We start from the raw sequence: 17531 nt of genomic DNA, 5'->3' as shown, positions 1-17531 counted from the left end.
TCAATCCTGCTGTCACGCCGAATACGATTTTGCTGCGTCACATCTCCACCGTGACGGATATTCTGTCCGCTCTTAACTTTCGTAATTAGTTCAGGTTTTTAACGCCGCTTTTTTATTGCATAAGCGCAGTAAATTAATTGCATTTAGTGCTTTATTGTGTGGAATTTACGGATAAGTGTTGTTTCTATTTAATTTAGTATATTTACTTAATTATGAATTGGAGTATACTGGGTATAAATACTTACCATTTATGGCGAATGGTTTGAGGTGTTGGAGAGTATATGATGCAGCCTTGTCGAATTTCATTTGGAAGCCTCCTGATTGGCATCAGTTTTTTGTTCTATCTTGTGATGGGAAGCAGCTTGCCGAAAGACGTTTTAGCACACTTTATTCAATTAGTGCCGATTTGCATGATGGTTGCGGTTATTGCTATGACTTATACCGGAATTTTGATTGAAGGTAGTGCGCCTTTTAAGGTTTTTATCAGTTTTAGCAGTTTATTAATGATGATAGTGCCGTTTTATTTATCGAGCATCAGCGGTTTAAGTAGTCAAGCAATTATGTTTTTTATGTATCTTGCCGCTGTTTTTGTCATCTTGAGTTGGATGTTGATGGTGTGGCGAAACAATCATTTTGATGAGATTGAAGCCACTCAGGGTGTATTTGAGTTAAAAAGGTTTAATCCGCATTCGTAAGGGTGTTTGGTGATGTTGTTTGGACAAATTCCAATCGAATTTTTAATGGGTTGAACTTAAACAGTTTTTAGTAGTAGCCTCTTGTTGCGCACCTTGGTGCGCTTTTTTTTGTCTGGGATTTGGCAAAAAACCAATAGTTTCGCTATTGAGGCTTTCTGTTCACTTTTTCCAAGTTTTTTGGGAGAGGCGTGTCACAGTGCAGATTCGATGTTGGGCTTTTGCTTCATCGCTTTGGCGATGAATGTCGAAGCAAAACGAGAATCTGCTCTTTAATGTTTTGACGGTCGTCTAACCAAGTTAGCTGACCACGGTAACCATGCTGAGTAACCACATGATGGCAATTGAACCAAATGTGAGAATCAGTCCCCAAAGAATTGCTTGTTTACCGTTCATTATTTCACTCCTCTTGGTTTGAGCTGCGCATAGTAATCGGCAAGCGCTTTAATCTCATCATCGGTTAGCTCCTTAGTGAATTGCGCCATGCCGGCATTCACATCGTTATGGCGTTCACCGTCCTTGTATTTCTGCATTTGACGAATAAACATGCGTGGGCTGAGGCCGGTCAGCGCCGGAGTCTCGTTCATGCCGCCTTCACCGTGGGCACCGTGACAAGAGGCGCAAGGCACAATCATGCGCGAGGTGTCGCCCTTGGCAACCAAACGCACAATTGCCGGATCGACGTCGACATCTTTCTCGACATATTCGGCATAAGGCAGCGGTTGTGCGGCGAAATAGGCGGCCATATCGGCCATCTGCTGCTCGTTGTAATACTGCATGACATTTACCATAACGTGCGATTTATGGTCGACATAAAAACGCCCGGACTTGTAGTCGAGTAACATCTTATAGGTGTAGGTCGCATTTTGTCCGGCGAGGCTCGGGGTTGATTGTGTCGGGTTGTTACCGCCGACACCATGACAGCTGTAGCAGTAACCTTCCTGAGCGAGTAGTTTCCCTTTGTCAATATCGCCTTGCGGCATAGCGGCTTTGGTTTCTAGCCACTCTTTGGCCGTCCAAGGCTCGGCATGCGGCACGTTGCTCGCCATGACGCTGTTCGCGCTTAAGACGCTTAAGCCAGTCGCGATAAGTAATTTCGTTAATTTCATCAATCGTCTCCGGTCTTAATTATTCAAAAATGTCGCGGCGGAAAGCGCGCTGCCAGTTCATCGCCAGCGACGCTCGGATGTGATGCAATGCATCATTATCAAGTTCGGTTGACTGGTGACCGTACTGCTTGACGATTTTGCCGTTCTGTACGCGGAAGGTGTCGGTAATGGTCATACCGTAATCTTCGCCTGCCAGAGCAACACAATTATTGGTGTATAAGGGTTGCACCGGCGGTTTGCCGACAAACGAATTAACGATGGATTGCGCCACCGCTTTTGAGTGGTTAGAGGCCAGATAGCCGGTTTTTACCATCGGGCTGGATTCGGTCGCATCGCCGACAACGTAGACGTCTTGATCGACGCGCGAGCGATAATCCATCGGATCAATCGGTACCCATTCGTTTCCTTGAGACAATCCAGTGTCATGAGTAAATTTCGCAGCCGTATGTGCGGGGATGATATTGATCACATCCGCTTGAATGCGTTCGCCGTCCGCGGTGACTAAAGTTTTATTGGCCGCGTCTAATTGTGTGACACGTCCGCCTTTTTCCGCAGGAACCCATTCGATCATCGCGTCTTTGGTGCCGAAACCGCGCTTTTTGGTCCAGTAGTCGATGTAATGCGTTCGGAAGGTAAAGCTGTTTTTCGAATCCAGAATCAACACTTTTGCGGTTGGGTTGTGGTGGGATAACCATTCGGCAATGAAGCTGGCACGCTCATAAGGTGCCGGCGGGCAGCGGTATGGCATTGGCGGCGACGAAATGGCCACTACACCACCTTTGGGCATATTGTGAATCTGTTCGCGTAGCTTCAATGTCTGTGGACCGGCTTTCCAAGCGTGCGGGAAATCGCCTTGCGCCAACTCTTTTGAGTAGCCCTCGATGTCGCCGAACTTGTAGTCAGGCCCCGGTGCAACAATCAACTTGTCGTAGTGGATGTAGCCGTTTGCTTTGGTTTTGACGCGCTTACCGCTGTAGTCGATATCGGTCGCCAAATCGGTGACGATATTGACGGCATAGCGTGACTTGATGTTTTCATAATTCACGGTCAAATCTTCGATCGAGACAAAATCGTTCAGGACTTCATTGGAACCCGGACAGAAAACGTATTCCAAATTCGGCTCGATAATGGTGATTTTGACGTTCTTATCTAAGATACGTAGATACTTAGCGGCAGACACTCCACCGATACCGCCACCGACGATGACCACGTGCGGTGCGGTTTTCGACCAAGCTTCTTTTGAGGCGCCGAACAGTCCCATGCTCAGACCAGCGGCACCAAAACGCTTCATTAATTCACGGCGTGATAGGTTATTCATTACTGGGCTCCTTGTAGGACATTTTCATCTTTCCACGGCTTATCCGCTTGCGCGGCGAAGTAATCGGCCATGCGCTCAATCTCCGCATCGGTAAATACTTTAGCAACGTGGTTCATCACGATAGATGGGCGAACTTCGTTTTTGAAATCCTGCATCAGTTTAATAAATACATCACGCGGAATACCGGCTAGTGGCGGCATGGATTCGTCGTAAAAACGTCCAAGGGTTCCGTGACAAGCCGAGCAGTTATCGCCGAGCATTTTGCCCGGAATCGCAGGGTCTTTGGCAAACTCGTCTGCCGGAATCAGGGCACCTGAGGCATTGGCTGCGTTCATGCCGAAAAGGGCGGAAGCAGAGATTAAGCTAACTAATAATGTTTTTTTCATGCGGTACTCCTTTACTGCGCCCATACGTAGAAACCGACGACAAAGAACTGCACCAACCAAAGGGCAACCACCCAAATAGCGACGGTTCCGAGTTTTTGCACGCCGGGCCCCGGGGTGTAAATGCCGACGGTTTGACCGGCTTTCCATGCGATGGTCAGGAAGTAGCTCAGTACCACGCCGCCAACGATCGCGAAGGTTAGGAAGAATAGGCCGGTCGAGTACCAATCCATGACGATTTTGTAATCGAAGAAATCGTAACCGAAGAAACCGTTCAAGATATCGTAACGCAGGATTTCACGAGAAGTCGCCACAACCAAACCGATAACCAATGCCATAGGTAACGCCATATAGCTACACATATCTGCTGATTTACCATTCAGACGAAGCTTCGCCCACAATGCGTAACCCAGTACGGCAACACCACCGATAATGCCCCAGAAAGAAGTCGCGAAATCGCCGGCGGTTTCTTGAATGGTCATCATCCAAGCAACGTATAGTACGGTAGAGATAATCGAACCAACCAGAATCCATTTCTTGCCGACTTCCGCCGCGAAGTTTAGGTATTGCATGTCGGCATCTTCACGCACCATCTTGAAACGACGGTAGGTGACCATCATTGCACCGGCAACCGGAATCGCCATTGAGATAAAGAAGGCATAACGCCAGAAATTGTATGCGTGTAAGGTGTCACCACTGTAATCCAATTTGCCGTTTTGCATGTACCACTCTTTCCACATTTCAGGGTGCAGAATTTGTGATGTCAGGCTGTGCATAATGAAACCGACCAATAGCATCAGCGCCAAGCTGACAATCAGCGACCAGCGCGATTTCGGCTCTGCAGTTTTGTCTTCGCGCTTGTAGTTTTGGAAGTAATACAAGTACATAGCCCAGTAAGCCAAAATCAAAATAAAGATAAAGGCGATGACCCAATCGGCAGAGAGTACGTTGGACGTATACCAGTGTGGGTCATAAACCACCTGTACGAACAGTAGCGGAGCGACCCCAACGACGATGGCAACCGAAACCGAAACTTTCGCCACATCAATCATCGCCATACCTAAACGACGCCAAAGCGGGTTATTGGTATAAGCGCCATACAGAGCCACTAAAGACGTTCCTAGCAAAAGCTGGACGAATAGAATGTGCAGTGCAAAGGTCAGCACGTTAAGCCCGACGAAAATAATCGGGTAGGTTGGCAGCCCGGCAGGGTTACGCAGGGCATACATCATCTCAGTGACTTGAGCGACATTTTGAGCATCCATTATTTGCCCTCCATTAATTCAACGCTGGCCACTTTGTCAGCGGCTTTTTGCTCGGCCAGAGCGCGTTCACGTTGTTCAATTTCCATATCAATTGCCGCAGACGTTGCCGCCTCGCCACCGTCATTGTTCATCACTAGATAAGCCGCTAGGGCTTCGGCTTCCGAATCCAGCATCGGCATTTTCGGCATATAAGCGATGTTACCGGTGGTTAGAACCCCCTTAACATATTGCGCCATACGCTCTTGCGAAGTGCCTTCCGGGAAATAGCGATGCAGCGGACGGATCCCCGTTTTACTCGGTGAGTGACAGTTCGAGCAATAAGTCATGGCGATAAATTCACCGGCTTGAATCATATTGCTTTGTTTTACTTCACGCAGATGGTCCGGAGTAAATGGATGCGCTTTCAAAATACCGACTTTTTCGATGGTCGGTAGTTGTGATTTGATGTCCATGCCCGGAACATCGCGACCGATGACTTGGTTCGAGTAGACGTATTGTCCGGCAACATAAGGCTTACGCATGGATTCGCGCGCGGTTTCTTCAGGCCATAGACCGGCAACCAAAATGATAACGGTCATCGCGCCTGCAAAACCTTGCACGACCAGTTGCGGACGTAGCATGGTGATGATGAAGTACGCCAAAGTCCCCGCCAGAACAATCATCACGCTCGGACCGAAGTAATCCGGTAGACGGTTTTCCATAACAAGCAGTGCTTGATCCGGTACGGAAGTTAAGTACCACTGGAACATCGCCGCACCGGTTAAGGTTGAGATAATCCCCAGCCAGCCCAATTTACGCGCCATCTCTTTTTTAAACGCTGGGTCTTTAATGCTCGCGATAACAATCCCACCGACAACCGCTGTCATGGTGAACATAAACGCCATACGCATACCCATTTGGATAAAGGTATTGGTACCGTAGAAACCGTTTAGGTAACCACCTTCAGCAAACCACTGTTCTTTACCCGGTAGCATCATGAATGAAAGGATACCGACGATAATCACCATGGTCGCCAGAGACGCCATACCGAAAATCACCGAGATTTTCATATGGGTTTTTTTATCGACTTTACCCACTAGGTATACCAGCATATAAACACCGACTACCTCGATAACGAAGAAGACCCATTCGGTTGCCCATTTCCAAACAAACGAGTGAATCAGTGCGCCGATGCCGTTCGGGCTTGCGACTGTGGTGGAGTACCAGATGCCAGGACCGGTAATCGAACCGGCAACATAGGTAAATACCATTAAGAATAGACCGTACTTTTTGATGAAATCGAGAAGATCATCGCGGTCTTCGCGATAGGCTTTATGCGACAGGTAAGCAAATAAAAGTGCGGCACCAACCGACGTGTGCGAGGCGAGGACGTGGAAAGTTGCAATCAAAGCAACCACCCATCCGGAGCCAACAGTGGGTTCGTACCAAGTCGGATAGAGGCTGATAAAGTCCATAATAAGATCCTTTGATAAAAATTATTGATTTAGGTATAAGGATATTGAGTGTTGGCCATTGTAGAAGTGCTTTGCAAAAGTAGAAAACAAAAAAACCTTATCTTTTGCTATTCAAAAAAGTTATGGAAGGATTTGTTTTGAATTATTTGCCTGGCCATCTACCGGCTTACTAGACATTGCAACGAATACCTAAATAGATACAGAACAATTCCAGGCGACGTTCAGCTTAGAAGAATTTTGCTGTACCAAAATGATGCAAGGAACAGTTGCACACTTTCTTAGTGTTAAAAAGTGTAAACAAAAAAAAGACGAATAAACAGGTAAAAGGAATGTTTAATGAGTGCGTTTTAGCACTAAATGTTTAAAAATTACTCAAAATCAAGCGTATGGTCGGCAATTAGACTAATTGTTCTTTTGAAGGGTTGATCATAATTAAAAAAGCCGGTTTTGACTGGACGAAAACAGGCTTTTTACAAGAAGGGCTTAAGGCTTTTTTAGAAGGTAAATGTTGAACTTTTGGCGCTGTTGACTAGGTAAGCGATGTCGGTTTCAAACAAGGATTCAGTCTGGTACTGACGTTCGCTGATTCGGGTTAACACATCAGCGCTCATTGCCGGTGATTGCCCGTGAATGACCGCTAGGCGTCCACCAATGCGTAATTTGCTCAAAAACGCCGGTGGAATCTGTGCGACTGCGCCAGTCAAGACAATCACGTCGTATTCGCGATTATCAGCCCAGTCTTCGCTGGCATCGCCAATATGGAAGTTGATGTTGTCAAAATCTTTTAGGCGCTCTTTTGCTGCTTCTTGCAATGTTTTATAAATTTCGACGGTGGTCACTTCTTTAGCGAAAGTTGCCATTAATGCGGTTAAGTAGCCGCTGCCAGTACCGATTTCTAATACACTGTCATTTTCTTGAATATCGATTGCTTGAAGTATTTTTCCTTCAACTTTGGGCGCCATCATCACTTGGCCTTCGCCAATTGGAAGTTCAATGTCGCTGTAAGCCAATTTTTGTTGGGTTTCCGCGACATATAGATGACGAGGAGTGTCCATCAAAAGATCAAGAACTTTAGGGTCTAGCACATCCCAAGGACGGATTTGTTGTTCAACCATAAAAAAACGGGCTTGATCTAAATTCATAGGATAGTCCTTTTCGTTGTCATTGGCGGTGCAGCCGCTCGATTAAGTCAGGGAGCACCGAAAAATTTAGCCGGCTGATTATATCGAAAAATTCATTTTTTGAAAAATTTTCTAAAAGGAAATTCCTTGCTGGTCGTGTTTGTTAGACTTATGCAACTTAATTCAACTCAAAACGAACCAATGGCATAGTTAGATGGCAGTTTATGGCAATTCAATTGATCTTCTGAGAGGCTTGCTCGGCAAGCCCTGTAATGCTTTGTTGGAGGCTTATGACGATGCTCAGCTTTACGGTGTAAAGTTTAGCGATAGTACCCATCAGATTTGGCGACTTGAGGGGGTGAACCAAGCTGCCGTTCTGAAGTTGGCGGATTTGCCAAGGTTACGGCAACAGCCTTTTTGGCAGGGTGCACAGACGTTGTTTGCTTGGGATTTAAGTGCAGATTATTCGCGGCTCGCCGGAACTTATCGTTTTTTTGCAGAACGAGCCATGTTGTCGGTGCCGAACTTATTGGCCTGTTGTGTTGCTGATAAGGGTGGTAAGGCGGTGCTATTGACCGACTTTGTCGAGGGACAGACACTGGATGTTCAGTCGGTTTGTGCTGCTGATTGTCAGCAGTTAGCGCGGTATCTAGTGGCTATGCATCAGCTTGAGCAGCAAGGTATTGGGGGTTTGGGTGCATCGAATTGTTTGTCTTTGAGTGAGTTTCAACAGCGTATTGTGCAATTTTTACACCAGTCAGAGCGTTTACAGAGTATGGAAACTGATGAAAAAGCAGAGTTAGTGGACTGCGGGCTCAGCGTAAAACCGTTGTCTTTGGTGCCAATGGTGTTGGATTTACGTTGGGATCAGTTTGTCAGAAATCCGGAAGGTAATTTGGTGTTACTTGACCTCGATGCAGCCCTTAGCGCACCTTTGGAAATGGATTGGTTAATGCTTGAAGTGATATTGACTGCAAGCCAGATTAAAATCGTTATTCTTGAATATAAGCAAAGGGTTAGTATGCCAAGTCGAGCAGATTTGCAGCAAGTTCGGATGTTGTATCGTGCCTTGTTTTGCGGTATCGGATTGCTGGGTGATCAAGATTGGAATTGGTGGCGAAGTTTGCCACCAATACTCGATGAGATTATTGACTAGTTTGTTGTTGGGTGATCAGTTGTTTCCACTGACGATAGCCGTAAAACGCAAGCAGTAGATACAAACTAAACATAATAATCGTCACGTAGAAGCCGCTTTCCCAGTATAGATAGATGGCAGCGGCATCAATCACGATCCAGTACAGCCAGTTTTCCAAAACTTTACGAGCCATTAGTACGGTATTCATCACCGAGAAAACCGTGACCGTTGCATCCAGATAAGGTAATTGACTTGCCTCTGATGACGCTAAATACCAACCAATCAGTGCACTTAAGGTTGTACCTAGAGCGATAAAGCCGATATGAAACTTCCAACTGCGTTGATGTATCGAAACATGGGTTGCGCTTTGTTCAGTGGTCGTTGTTTTTTCCGATTGACTCCATAACCAGAAGCCGTACAGCGCCATGATTAAATAATAGGCGTTGAGTAGGGCTTGCATCGGCAATTGTCCTTCCCAAAACAGCACGGTATAAGTTAATGTGCTGACAAAAGCACTTGGCCAAGCCCATTTGGAATTTTTGGCAGCGAGAATCACATAGGCGATGCCTAAAAAAACCGCTAACCACTCCCAGCCGGATTGCGCCAGTAGCGCGTTAAACGCATTCAGCAGCCAATTGGAATCAGCAGCCACGGTAGTTAACCTTTTCGCGGTCGGTGCCAATTAGCTTAATCACAAAGACCGTGGTGGGGAGTTTTTGCAAAACCTGTTCGATTTCATTATTCATCGCACCCATCACATCAGAAAACTCGCCGTAAATATGTGTGCTCATGCTGTTGCGTTGAATCGATACTGCGCTGTGTTGTTCCATCGCCTCAATAAAATCGATGATTGGCTGGCAGTAATCTTCATGCAGTGGGTACATGCTTATATCAACTGAAATTTTCATACTAAAAGAACCTTTATTTTTTTGGGGGGGAAAACAAAAGGCCCGCGATGGACCTTTGTTTTTTGTCTTCCTAGAAGTCGTAACGGAAGTTTAATCCGAGCATACGCGGTTCACCTTTTTGGGTGTACACCATTGAGGCGTATTCGGCGCTTGGGTCATTGCCAAAATAGAAGCCACGTACATCATATTCACGATTCAATAGATTGCGTGCCCATAAGGTTAAGGTCCAGTTGTTTTCAGCATACTCTAAACTGGCATTGACCAGTTCATAGCCTGAAGATGTTTCATTATGGTTATCGGAGTAATAGAAGCCGTCTTTGCCTTCGATGTTCATTGCCAATGTCCAGTTTGCTGCGAAGTAGTATTCGGCACCAATTGAAAACTGATAGTTGGGCGCATGCGCTTGGTCGCGTCCCTCGGCAATAAAGAATTCTTCACCGTAAGTCCCTGTATAGGTGTAAGCACTCAAGCCGCTTTGCAGTAAGCCCAGTGAGCCGATGGCTCGCCACTCATCGTTTAGATGCCAATCAAACTCCGCTTCTAAGCCGTAATTGTAGCCTCGCTCGGTATTTCCCGTGTAGGCCACAAATTCTTGCTCGTCTGGATTGTAAGCGGAGTTACTGGTTTGCGGATTGTCACGCCATGAGTAAAACACGGTGATGCGAGTTTTTAGCGCATTGTCCATGAAAGATGAATTTAATCCGGTTTCGAGGTTCCACAAATATTCGGGCGTGAAGTTGCGATATTGAGAGTCTAGCAGGGGGCTACTATTCACGCCGCCGGCTTTGAAGCCACGCGAAAGTGAAGTGACGCTGTTGTGCAGTGGGTTGATTTGGTATTGAGCCGCCAGTTTGCCGCCAAATAAGGTTTCATTGACTTGATTATTTTCACCGTTTGAATCGGTGTAATCCGATTCATAGCGCTCACCGCGTAGCCCAAAGCTGTATGTCAAGGCAGGGGTGGCGTGATAATCCAATTGGCCATAGAGGGCGCTGTTGATCGTATCAAACTGGCTGGTTGTTACCGTTGTTGGTGTGTTGCCATCCGCAGTGTCTTTATCGCGATTACGTACTAAACCTTCATCTTGACGGTTTTGATAAGCGCCAATAACCCAGTCTGTAGTGTTATTGAAAATACGCCCTTGTTCAGAAGACAGCAAGCGCACTTCTGCGGTGCTGTTTTGGCGATCGCGAAGGTATTCGTCAAAATAATTGTACGGATAAAGATTCTCATCAAATTTACCGGCATAGACCCAGTCTTCATCATAGCTATACTCAATGTCTGAGTTACTTGCTGATAAGGTGGTTTGCATAATCACGGCAGGATTGATTTTCCAAGTCGCTTTTACTGACAGGGCGCTGGAATCCAGCGCGTCTTTACCTGGAGTATCCGACTCAGTGGTATAGCCATTTTCAAGGTTGAAGGCGTCGTAGCCGTTATTGGTTTTGATGTGCATAGCGGTGATATCAAAGGTTAAGGTATCACTAGCGAACCATTTGAACTGGGCTCTGGCGGCCATTTCATCTTGGTTATTGGTGTCATCGCGTTCAAGGTATTCATTGGTGATGTAACCGTCTGATTGATGACTGTGAACGCCCAGTCGACCCAATAATTTGTCTTCGATAATCGTGCCGCCGATTGCTGCTTCTGTCGTGCTTGTGTTGTAGCTGCCAAACCCTTGTGAAACATAACCTTCGGTGTCTTTGGTCGGTTCATTGCTAGTGATAACGACCATTCCGGCCATGCCGCTTGCGCCAAATACGGTTCCCTGTGGGCCGCGTAAAATTTCCACTTGTTTGGTGTCGAAAAGGAGGCCGGCTGAACCGGTTCTGCTGTAATCAATCCCGTCAATCGATAAACCAACGGAAGGGTTGATAGGCGTTTCAAATTGACTGCGTTCGCCAATGCCGCGAATTTGCACGTAATTGCCGCGTGATGCACCGCTTGCAAAGTTAACATTTGGCGCAAGGTTTAACGCGTCTTGCATATGTTGTGCGTTGCGTTTGTTCAATTCAATGCTGTCAATTACGGACACGCTTGTGCTGCTGTTTTCAATGTCGGTTGCACGAAAATCCGCATTAACGGTGACGGTTTCTAATTCAGTCTGTGCAATGGCTGTTGAACTGATAGCGGTCAGTAGGGCACTGAGGAGAAGTTTTCTTTGCATGGTTTTTCCTTACAACAAATGCCAGATTGATAAAATATCAATCGCACCTCGTAAGAAGAAAAACAGAAAAAATGCGACATCAAAAATGTCGGTTTTGCTATGTTTGCCATCCCTACGCCAGTATTATCCGGATCAGGTGCTTAAGGGTCTTTCGCAATGAAATCTCAGGCCGGATGTTCGGCCTCCCCTTGGCATGATTTGAGTTAATTAAATGTTAAACAGTTAAAATATGCTGAGGATTTTACTCCTGAATGTGAAAAAATTAAAATTTATCGCTTGCTTAAGCGAAAAGTGTCCTGATTGTGGTGCTTTTACATGGGACCCCATTGATTTACTGGTGACTAAATGCCGATTGATAGCATGACCCAGAGCTATGTTATGATGTTTAAATGATTGTTTAATTCCGTTTTTAGAGGTTCCTTTGTCAGAAGCCAGTGTTACCAAAGAAATTGTCGAACGCCTTGCTGAACTGGGTGACTTACCGCATATTCCGGATGCGTTAATCAAGCTGGAAAAACTGTTGTCCGATGAATCCAATGCCGATATTGATGACATCGTTAATTTGATTGCGATGGACTCACGCTTAACGGCAGGTATTATTTTTATGGCGAACACCGCCAAGTACTCTTTGGGTTCGCAGGTAAATGATCTGTTTGAAGCGGTCATTCGTATTGGTTTGCACGATGTGCGGATGTTGGCGTACGCCATCAGTTATCAGCAGTCTTTTAAACGTAAGCCACCGTTTAGTGAGGAGCGTTTTATGCGCCAAGCGATGCTTAGCGCACTGATTGGTCAAAATTTGGCAGAATTATGTAAGCTTAATCAGGGCGAAGCGTTTTTGTGCGGCCTGTTACGCGACATTGGTATTTACTTGTTAGCCTTAGAAAATCGTGATAAATATCAAGAAGTTTTGACGAAAGTTGATTTTAATATCCTCAAATTACCCGTGCATGAAAATAAAGCATTTGGCACCTATCATGCCCTGATGAGCGCACGACTATTACAGTTATGGAATTTTTCACAAGAGGTCATTATGGGTGTGGCCTATCATCATATTCCAGACAAGGTGAAAGAGGGTTTTTCGGCTTATGCTTATCTTACATACCTCACTGAGATTGGCGCATTCAAATTAGGTGTCGACAATGGAATTGGTGAAATACCTCCAGAGTACTGGCCGAAAGTAGATGAAAAAGTGGACGTTGCGTTAGAAGAGCTGAATGTATCCAACGAGCATTTTGAATCGGTCTTGCAAAAATCTTTTGTCGAATTTAATCACCTTAGCCCCAGCAACAATGTCAATTAAATAAGCCCAAATTAAGTCTCGATTGTCTCTTGTAAAGAGGGAGAGACGTGTATTCTGGGCTTGTTATCTCTTTTGCGCTTTACGACGTTCATCGCATTTTTTGCAAATATTTTCTTTAGCTAGACAGAAAATGCTAATATTATGTGTTTTTTAATTTAAACGCATAATATTAAAGAGATTCCCTTTATGCCAATCATCACTTTACCTGACGGGTCAACAAAAGAATTTGAGCAAGCAGTGTCTGTTATGCAGGTTGCGGAAAGCATCGGTACCGGCTTAGCAAAAGCGACGGTCGCGGGGCGTGTTAACGGCACCCTGAAAGATGCGTGTGATTTAATTACCCAAGACGCAACGCTTGAAATTGTGACCATGAAAGACGATGACGGCATACATATTATGCGCCACTCTTGCGCGCATTTGTTGGGGCACGCGCTGAAGCAGCTTTATCCAGATGTCAAAATGGCAATCGGACCGGTTATCGATAATGGTTTTTACTATGACATCGATATGGAGTACAAGGTTACGCCGGACGATTTAAAAACCATTGAAAAGCGCATGAATGAACTGGCGAAAACTAAATACGCGGTTGTTAAGAAAGTGCTGCCGCGTGACGAAGCGATTAAGACCTTTGAAGAACGTGGCGAAGATTATAAGTTGGAATTGATTCGAGATCTGCCAAATGAGAGCCAGTTCGGTTTCTATTTCCATGAAGAATACGTTGATATGTGCGTTGGTCCGCATGTGCCAAATATGTCTTTTACCAAAGCGTTCAAGCTGACGCACGTTGCCGGTGCTTACTGGCGTGGTAATTCTGAAAACAAGATGTTGCAACGTATTTACGGTGTGGCCTTTGCCAATAAAGACGATTTGGCAGACTATCTGAAAATGATGGAAGAAGCGGAAAAACGCGATCACCGTAAATTGGGTAAAGCACTTGACCTATTCCATGTTGATGAAGTCGCGCCGGGGATGGCTTATTGGCATCCAAAAGGGTATACCCTTTATCGCGTTGTAGAAGAGTACATGCGCGGCCAGTTAGTCGCTAACGATTATGACGAAATTCGTACCCCATTTATTATGGACCGTTCGCTATGGGAAAAATCGGGTCACTGGGACAAGTTTAAAGAGAATATGTTCACCACGGAAACCGATAATCGCGATTATGCGGTGAAGCCGATGAACTGCCCCGGACATATTCAGGTTTACAACCAGCATTTACGCTCTTACCGTGATTTACCAACGCGCATTGCTGAATTTGGAACAGTGCATCGTAACGAGCCTTCGGGAACGCTGCATGGTTTGATGCGTGTGCGTTCGTTTACCCAAGATGATGCGCATATTTTTTGTACGCCGGAACAGATCAAATCGGAAGTGCAAGGCTGTATCGATTTAGTGTATGAAACCTATAAAGATTTCGGTTTTGATAAGATTGCGGTGAAGTTCTCAACTCGTCCTGAAATGCGCGTTGGTGCAGATGAAGTTTGGGATTTAGCGGAAGCTGCGCTGGAAGAAACCTTGAAAGATGCCGGTCTTGACTATGCTCTGCAACCGGGCGAAGGTGCTTTCTATGGCCCGAAAATTGAGTTCCAATTGAAAGACTGTATTGGCCGTGTTTGGCAGTGCGGTACGATTCAGTTGGATTTCTCGATGACACAAGCTGAACGCTTAAATGCGGTGTACGTTGATTCAAATAACGAGAAAAAACATCCGGTGATGATTCACCGTGCGATTTTAGGATCGCTGGAGCGTTTTGTCGGAATTTTGGTCGAGCATTACGAAGGAAAATTCCCAACGTGGTTGGCGCCCGTGCAAGTCGTGATTGCCTCAATTTCTGAAGTTCACAATGAATATGTGCAAGATTTTGCGAAAAAACTGCAAAAACATGGCTTTAGGGTCGAAACAGACTTGAGAAATGAAAAGGTTGGGTTTAAAATTCGCGAGCACACGATGCAACGTGTACCATACATCTTGGTTGTAGGTGACCAAGAGAAAGAGCAGGGCTCGGTTAACGTCCGTGCTCGTGGCGGCCAAAACCTAGGTTCATTCGATTTCGAACAGATTATTAAGTTACTGTTAGACGATGTCGCCAATCTTGGCCGAGTGGTGGAATCACCCGACACCCAAAACTAATTTTTAACAACTGGAGGATATTGCTATCGCAATTCGTAGAGGTGGTCGTCCTAGACCGCAACAACCTGAAGCGCCAAAAGATCGCATTAATCATGCAATTATTGCTAAAGAAGTTCGATTAATCGATGCAGCCGGCGAACAGGCAGGTGTCGTTTCAATTCAAGACGCTTTAGCAGCGGCAACTGAAGCGGGTTTAGATTTAGTCGAAATTGCAGCCAAAGCAAGTCCTCCGGTTTGCAAAGTAATGGACTATGGCAAGTATTTGTATCAGCAGCAGAAAAAAGCGCATGAAGCAAAGAAAAACCAAAAACAAGTTCAAGTTAAAGAAGTTAAATTTCGCCCAGGAACTGAGGAGGGGGATTATCAGGTCAAGCTACGCAACCTGGTGAAATTCCTAACTAAGGGAGATCGTGTCAAGGTAACTATTTGGTTCCGTGGCCGTGAAATTACCCATAAGGAACTGGGATTGAAAGTATTGGAGCGCGTGCGCGAAGACATTCAGGAAATCGGTGCTGTTGAACAGATGCCGAAGATGGAAGGTCGTCAAATGCAAATGATGGTTGCTCCAATCAAAAAAGGCTGATTAGCTCGCTAATTTAAGCCAACTACAACAGCTGGGGCGTTTCATTCATATGGGCGTTTCCGGTGCAGCTCCCTCAGTGCTGTTCGTTGTTTCCATGTGGCCTCGCTAAGAGGCTAGTTAAGAAATCAAGTGGTGTTTCGACACTCACTTAAATGCGGAGTTTTATTTCATGCCAAAGATGAAATCTAACAGCAGCGCACTTAAGCGCTTCAAGAAAACTGGTTCTGGCCGTTTTAAATGTAAACAGGCTCACCTACGTCACATTCTTACTAAGAAAACGACAAAGCGTAAACGTCAGCTACGTTCTGGTAGCATGATTCACGATCACGATGTGGCAATGGTTCGCCGCATGTTGCCTTACGCTTAATAGGAGAGATTGAAAAATGGCAAGAGTTAAAAGAGGCGTGATTGCACGTCGTCGTCATAATAAAGTACTAAAAGCGGCAAAAGGTTATTTCGGTGCTCGTCGCAAGGTTTTCCGTGTTGCTCGTCAAGCGGTAATCAAAGCGGGTCAATATGCATACCGTGACCGTCGTCAAAGAAAGCGTCAATTCCGTCGTTTATGGATTGCGCGTATTAACGCTGCAGCTCGTATGAACGGTATGACGTACAGCCGTTTTATCGACGGTTTGACAAAAGCGGGTATTCAAGTAGACCGTAAGGTTCTTGCAGACATCGCAGTGCATGATGCAGCAGCGTTTACTGCCATTGCTGAACAAGCAAAAGCAGCGCTAGTGTAAGTCGCACATTCGCAAACCGGTAAAATGGTTTCGTTAAAAGTAGGGGGCTCTGGTCCCCTATTTTTTTGTGCTATTTTGTTTTTTCCAAGTCTTTATAAAAGAACGGGTTATTACGTTTTTTAGAAAACGAACCCCCTTTATTTCGGATATAATCCTTTGTTTTATAAAGAATTTTAAGCTGTTTTAGGACTTAAGAAATCATGCAAGAAGAGTTGCAAAGCATTATCGCGGCTGCCAAAGAAGCGATTACAGAGGTTCAAGATTTAACTAAGCTCGATGAATTGCGCGTGCAGTTTTTAGGTAAAAAAGGGGCGTTAACCGAGGTGATGAAAACCCTTGGTAAATTGTCGCCGGAAGAGCGTCCTAAAGCAGGGCAGGTTATTAACGAAGCCAAGCAAACCGTGCAGTCGTTGTTAAACGAAAAGAAACGTCAGCTTGATGATGCACAGTTAATGCAAAAACTGGCAGAAGAAACGGTTGATGTGACTTTACCAGGACGCGGTGTCGATGTTGGCAGTTTACACCCAGTAACGCGCACCTTGAATCGGATTGAAACCTTATTCTCAAAAGCCGGATTTACGGTAGAAACAGGGCCGGAAATCGAAGATAACTGGCATAACTTTGAGGCGTTGAATATTCCGGAAACTCATCCGGCACGCGCAATGCATGATACTTTTTACGTCAATGAAAACACGGTTTTGCGCACTCACACTTCCGGTGTGCAGATTCGCACTATGGAAAACAAACAGCCGCCGTTGCGTATTATTGCACCGGGGCGCGTCTATCGTTGCGATTCAGACCAAACTCATACACCGATGTTTCATCAGGTAGAAGGTTTGATTATTGAGAAAAACGCCAGTTTTTCGCAACTCCGCAGTTTGCTGATTCAATTTTTACGTGAGTTTTTTGAAGACAACGATTTGCAAGTGCGTTTCCGTCCTTCATATTTCCCGTTTACCGAGCCTTCTGCAGAAGTCGATATTTCCACTACCTTATTTGGTGAAGGGCGTTGGTTAGAGGTATTGGGTTGCGGTATGGTGCATCCGAAAGTGCTGGAAAACGTCGGTATTGATCCGAACGAATACACCGGTTTGGCTTTCGGTTTGGGTGTGGAGCGCTTAGCGATGTTGCGTTACAACGTCAAAGACTTACGTCAGTTCTTTGAAAACGATCTGCGTTTCCTAAAACAATTTAACTAAACACTGCGGCAAGCGATAAAGAAA

General features: G+C 45.5%; 17 protein-coding genes and 1 riboswitch. Of the genes, 8 read left to right on the top strand and 9 right to left on the bottom strand.

Annotated features, from left to right (window positions below; translation table 11 throughout):
- Positions 1 to 281 precede the first annotated feature (281 nt).
- Positions 282 to 695, top strand: a complete 414-nt coding sequence (locus HRR27_RS09295; protein WP_173273068.1) for a hypothetical protein — start codon at positions 282 to 284, stop codon at positions 693 to 695.
- Between the two features lie 392 nt (positions 696 to 1087).
- Here the strand turns inward: HRR27_RS09295 and HRR27_RS09290 are convergent, their stop codons facing one another.
- The 6 genes from HRR27_RS09290 to HRR27_RS09265 form a co-directional block, all read right to left on the bottom strand.
- Complete coding sequence (locus tag HRR27_RS09290) at positions 1088 to 1801, bottom strand: c-type cytochrome (protein WP_173273066.1); 714 nt, start codon at positions 1799 to 1801, stop codon at positions 1088 to 1090.
- A gap of 19 nt (positions 1802 to 1820) precedes the next feature.
- Positions 1821 to 3119 carry an FAD-dependent oxidoreductase gene (locus HRR27_RS09285; protein ID WP_173273064.1) on the bottom strand — a complete coding sequence of 433 codons (1299 nt, stop codon included), beginning with the start codon at positions 3117 to 3119 and terminating at the stop codon, positions 1821 to 1823.
- A complete protein-coding gene (locus HRR27_RS09280; RefSeq protein WP_173273062.1) occupies positions 3119 to 3505 on the bottom strand; it encodes a c-type cytochrome in 387 nt (128 codons plus the stop codon). Before HRR27_RS09280 ends, HRR27_RS09285 begins: the two co-directional genes overlap by 1 nt.
- A gap of 11 nt (positions 3506 to 3516) precedes the next feature.
- Positions 3517 to 4767: a hypothetical protein gene (locus HRR27_RS09275; protein WP_173273060.1), complete on the bottom strand. Its 1251-nt coding sequence runs from the start codon at positions 4765 to 4767 to the stop codon at positions 3517 to 3519.
- A complete protein-coding gene (locus HRR27_RS09270; protein ID WP_243830817.1) occupies positions 4767 to 6221 on the bottom strand; it encodes a c-type cytochrome in 1455 nt (484 codons plus the stop codon). The genes HRR27_RS09275 and HRR27_RS09270 overlap by 1 nt, the downstream gene beginning before the upstream one ends.
- Before the next feature lie 494 nt (positions 6222 to 6715).
- Positions 6716 to 7363, bottom strand: a complete 648-nt coding sequence (locus HRR27_RS09265; RefSeq protein ID WP_173273058.1) for a protein-L-isoaspartate O-methyltransferase family protein — start codon at positions 7361 to 7363, stop codon at positions 6716 to 6718.
- 193 nt (positions 7364 to 7556) lie between these two features.
- Here HRR27_RS09265 and HRR27_RS09260 point away from each other — a divergent pair, with 193 nt between their 5' ends.
- Entirely contained in the window at positions 7557 to 8498 is a 942-nt protein-coding gene (locus HRR27_RS09260; protein WP_173273056.1) for a phosphotransferase, read from the top strand.
- On the opposite strand, the gene pnuC is transcribed toward HRR27_RS09260, so the two are convergent.
- The 3 genes from pnuC to HRR27_RS09245 form a co-directional block, all read right to left on the bottom strand.
- Complete coding sequence (pnuC, locus tag HRR27_RS09255) at positions 8488 to 9129, bottom strand: nicotinamide riboside transporter PnuC (protein WP_243830816.1); 642 nt, start codon at positions 9127 to 9129, stop codon at positions 8488 to 8490. The two genes, HRR27_RS09260 and pnuC, sit on opposite strands and share 11 nt — an antisense overlap.
- The gene (locus HRR27_RS09250; protein ID WP_173273053.1) at positions 9119 to 9385 is read right to left on the bottom strand and encodes a YkoF family thiamine/hydroxymethylpyrimidine-binding protein; all 267 of its coding nucleotides are present in this window, start codon (positions 9383 to 9385) and stop codon (positions 9119 to 9121) included. Before HRR27_RS09250 ends, pnuC begins: the two co-directional genes overlap by 11 nt.
- Before the next feature lie 70 nt (positions 9386 to 9455).
- Entirely contained in the window at positions 9456 to 11552 is a 2097-nt protein-coding gene (locus tag HRR27_RS09245) for a TonB-dependent receptor (RefSeq protein ID WP_173273051.1), read from the bottom strand.
- Positions 11553 to 11644: 92 nt separating this feature from the next.
- A riboswitch (TPP riboswitch) is annotated at positions 11645 to 11751 on the bottom strand.
- 222 nt (positions 11752 to 11973) lie between these two features.
- On the opposite strand from HRR27_RS09245, the gene HRR27_RS09240 reads away from it, so the two are divergent.
- From HRR27_RS09240 to pheS, 6 genes are all read left to right on the top strand, one after another.
- Positions 11974 to 12855, top strand: coding sequence for an HDOD domain-containing protein (locus HRR27_RS09240; RefSeq protein WP_173273050.1), 882 nt, complete (start codon positions 11974 to 11976; stop codon positions 12853 to 12855).
- 186 nt (positions 12856 to 13041) lie between these two features.
- Entirely contained in the window at positions 13042 to 14985 is a 1944-nt protein-coding gene (gene thrS / locus HRR27_RS09235; RefSeq protein WP_173273048.1) for a threonine--tRNA ligase, read from the top strand.
- 31 nt (positions 14986 to 15016) lie between these two features.
- Positions 15017 to 15568 carry a translation initiation factor IF-3 gene (infC, locus tag HRR27_RS09230; protein ID WP_173274297.1) on the top strand — a complete coding sequence of 184 codons (552 nt, stop codon included), beginning with the start codon at positions 15017 to 15019 and terminating at the stop codon, positions 15566 to 15568.
- Between the two features lie 169 nt (positions 15569 to 15737).
- Complete coding sequence (rpmI, locus tag HRR27_RS09225) at positions 15738 to 15935, top strand: 50S ribosomal protein L35 (protein ID WP_173273046.1); 198 nt, start codon at positions 15738 to 15740, stop codon at positions 15933 to 15935.
- Between the two features lie 16 nt (positions 15936 to 15951).
- Positions 15952 to 16308 (top strand): 50S ribosomal protein L20, encoded by a 357-nt coding sequence (gene rplT, locus HRR27_RS09220; RefSeq protein WP_173273044.1) that lies wholly within the window; start codon positions 15952 to 15954, stop codon positions 16306 to 16308.
- Positions 16309 to 16508: 200 nt separating this feature from the next.
- Positions 16509 to 17507, top strand: coding sequence for a phenylalanine--tRNA ligase subunit alpha (gene pheS, locus HRR27_RS09215; protein ID WP_173273042.1), 999 nt, complete (start codon positions 16509 to 16511; stop codon positions 17505 to 17507).
- Positions 17508 to 17531: the final 24 nt, after the last annotated feature.

This window comes from Thiosulfatimonas sediminis (genome assembly GCF_011398355.1).
GTDB lineage: Bacteria > Pseudomonadota > Gammaproteobacteria > Thiomicrospirales > Thiomicrospiraceae > Thiomicrorhabdus > Thiomicrorhabdus sediminis_A.
The sequence above is the reverse complement of the archived record's forward strand: the minus strand, read 5'-3'. Positions and strand labels throughout refer to the sequence as shown.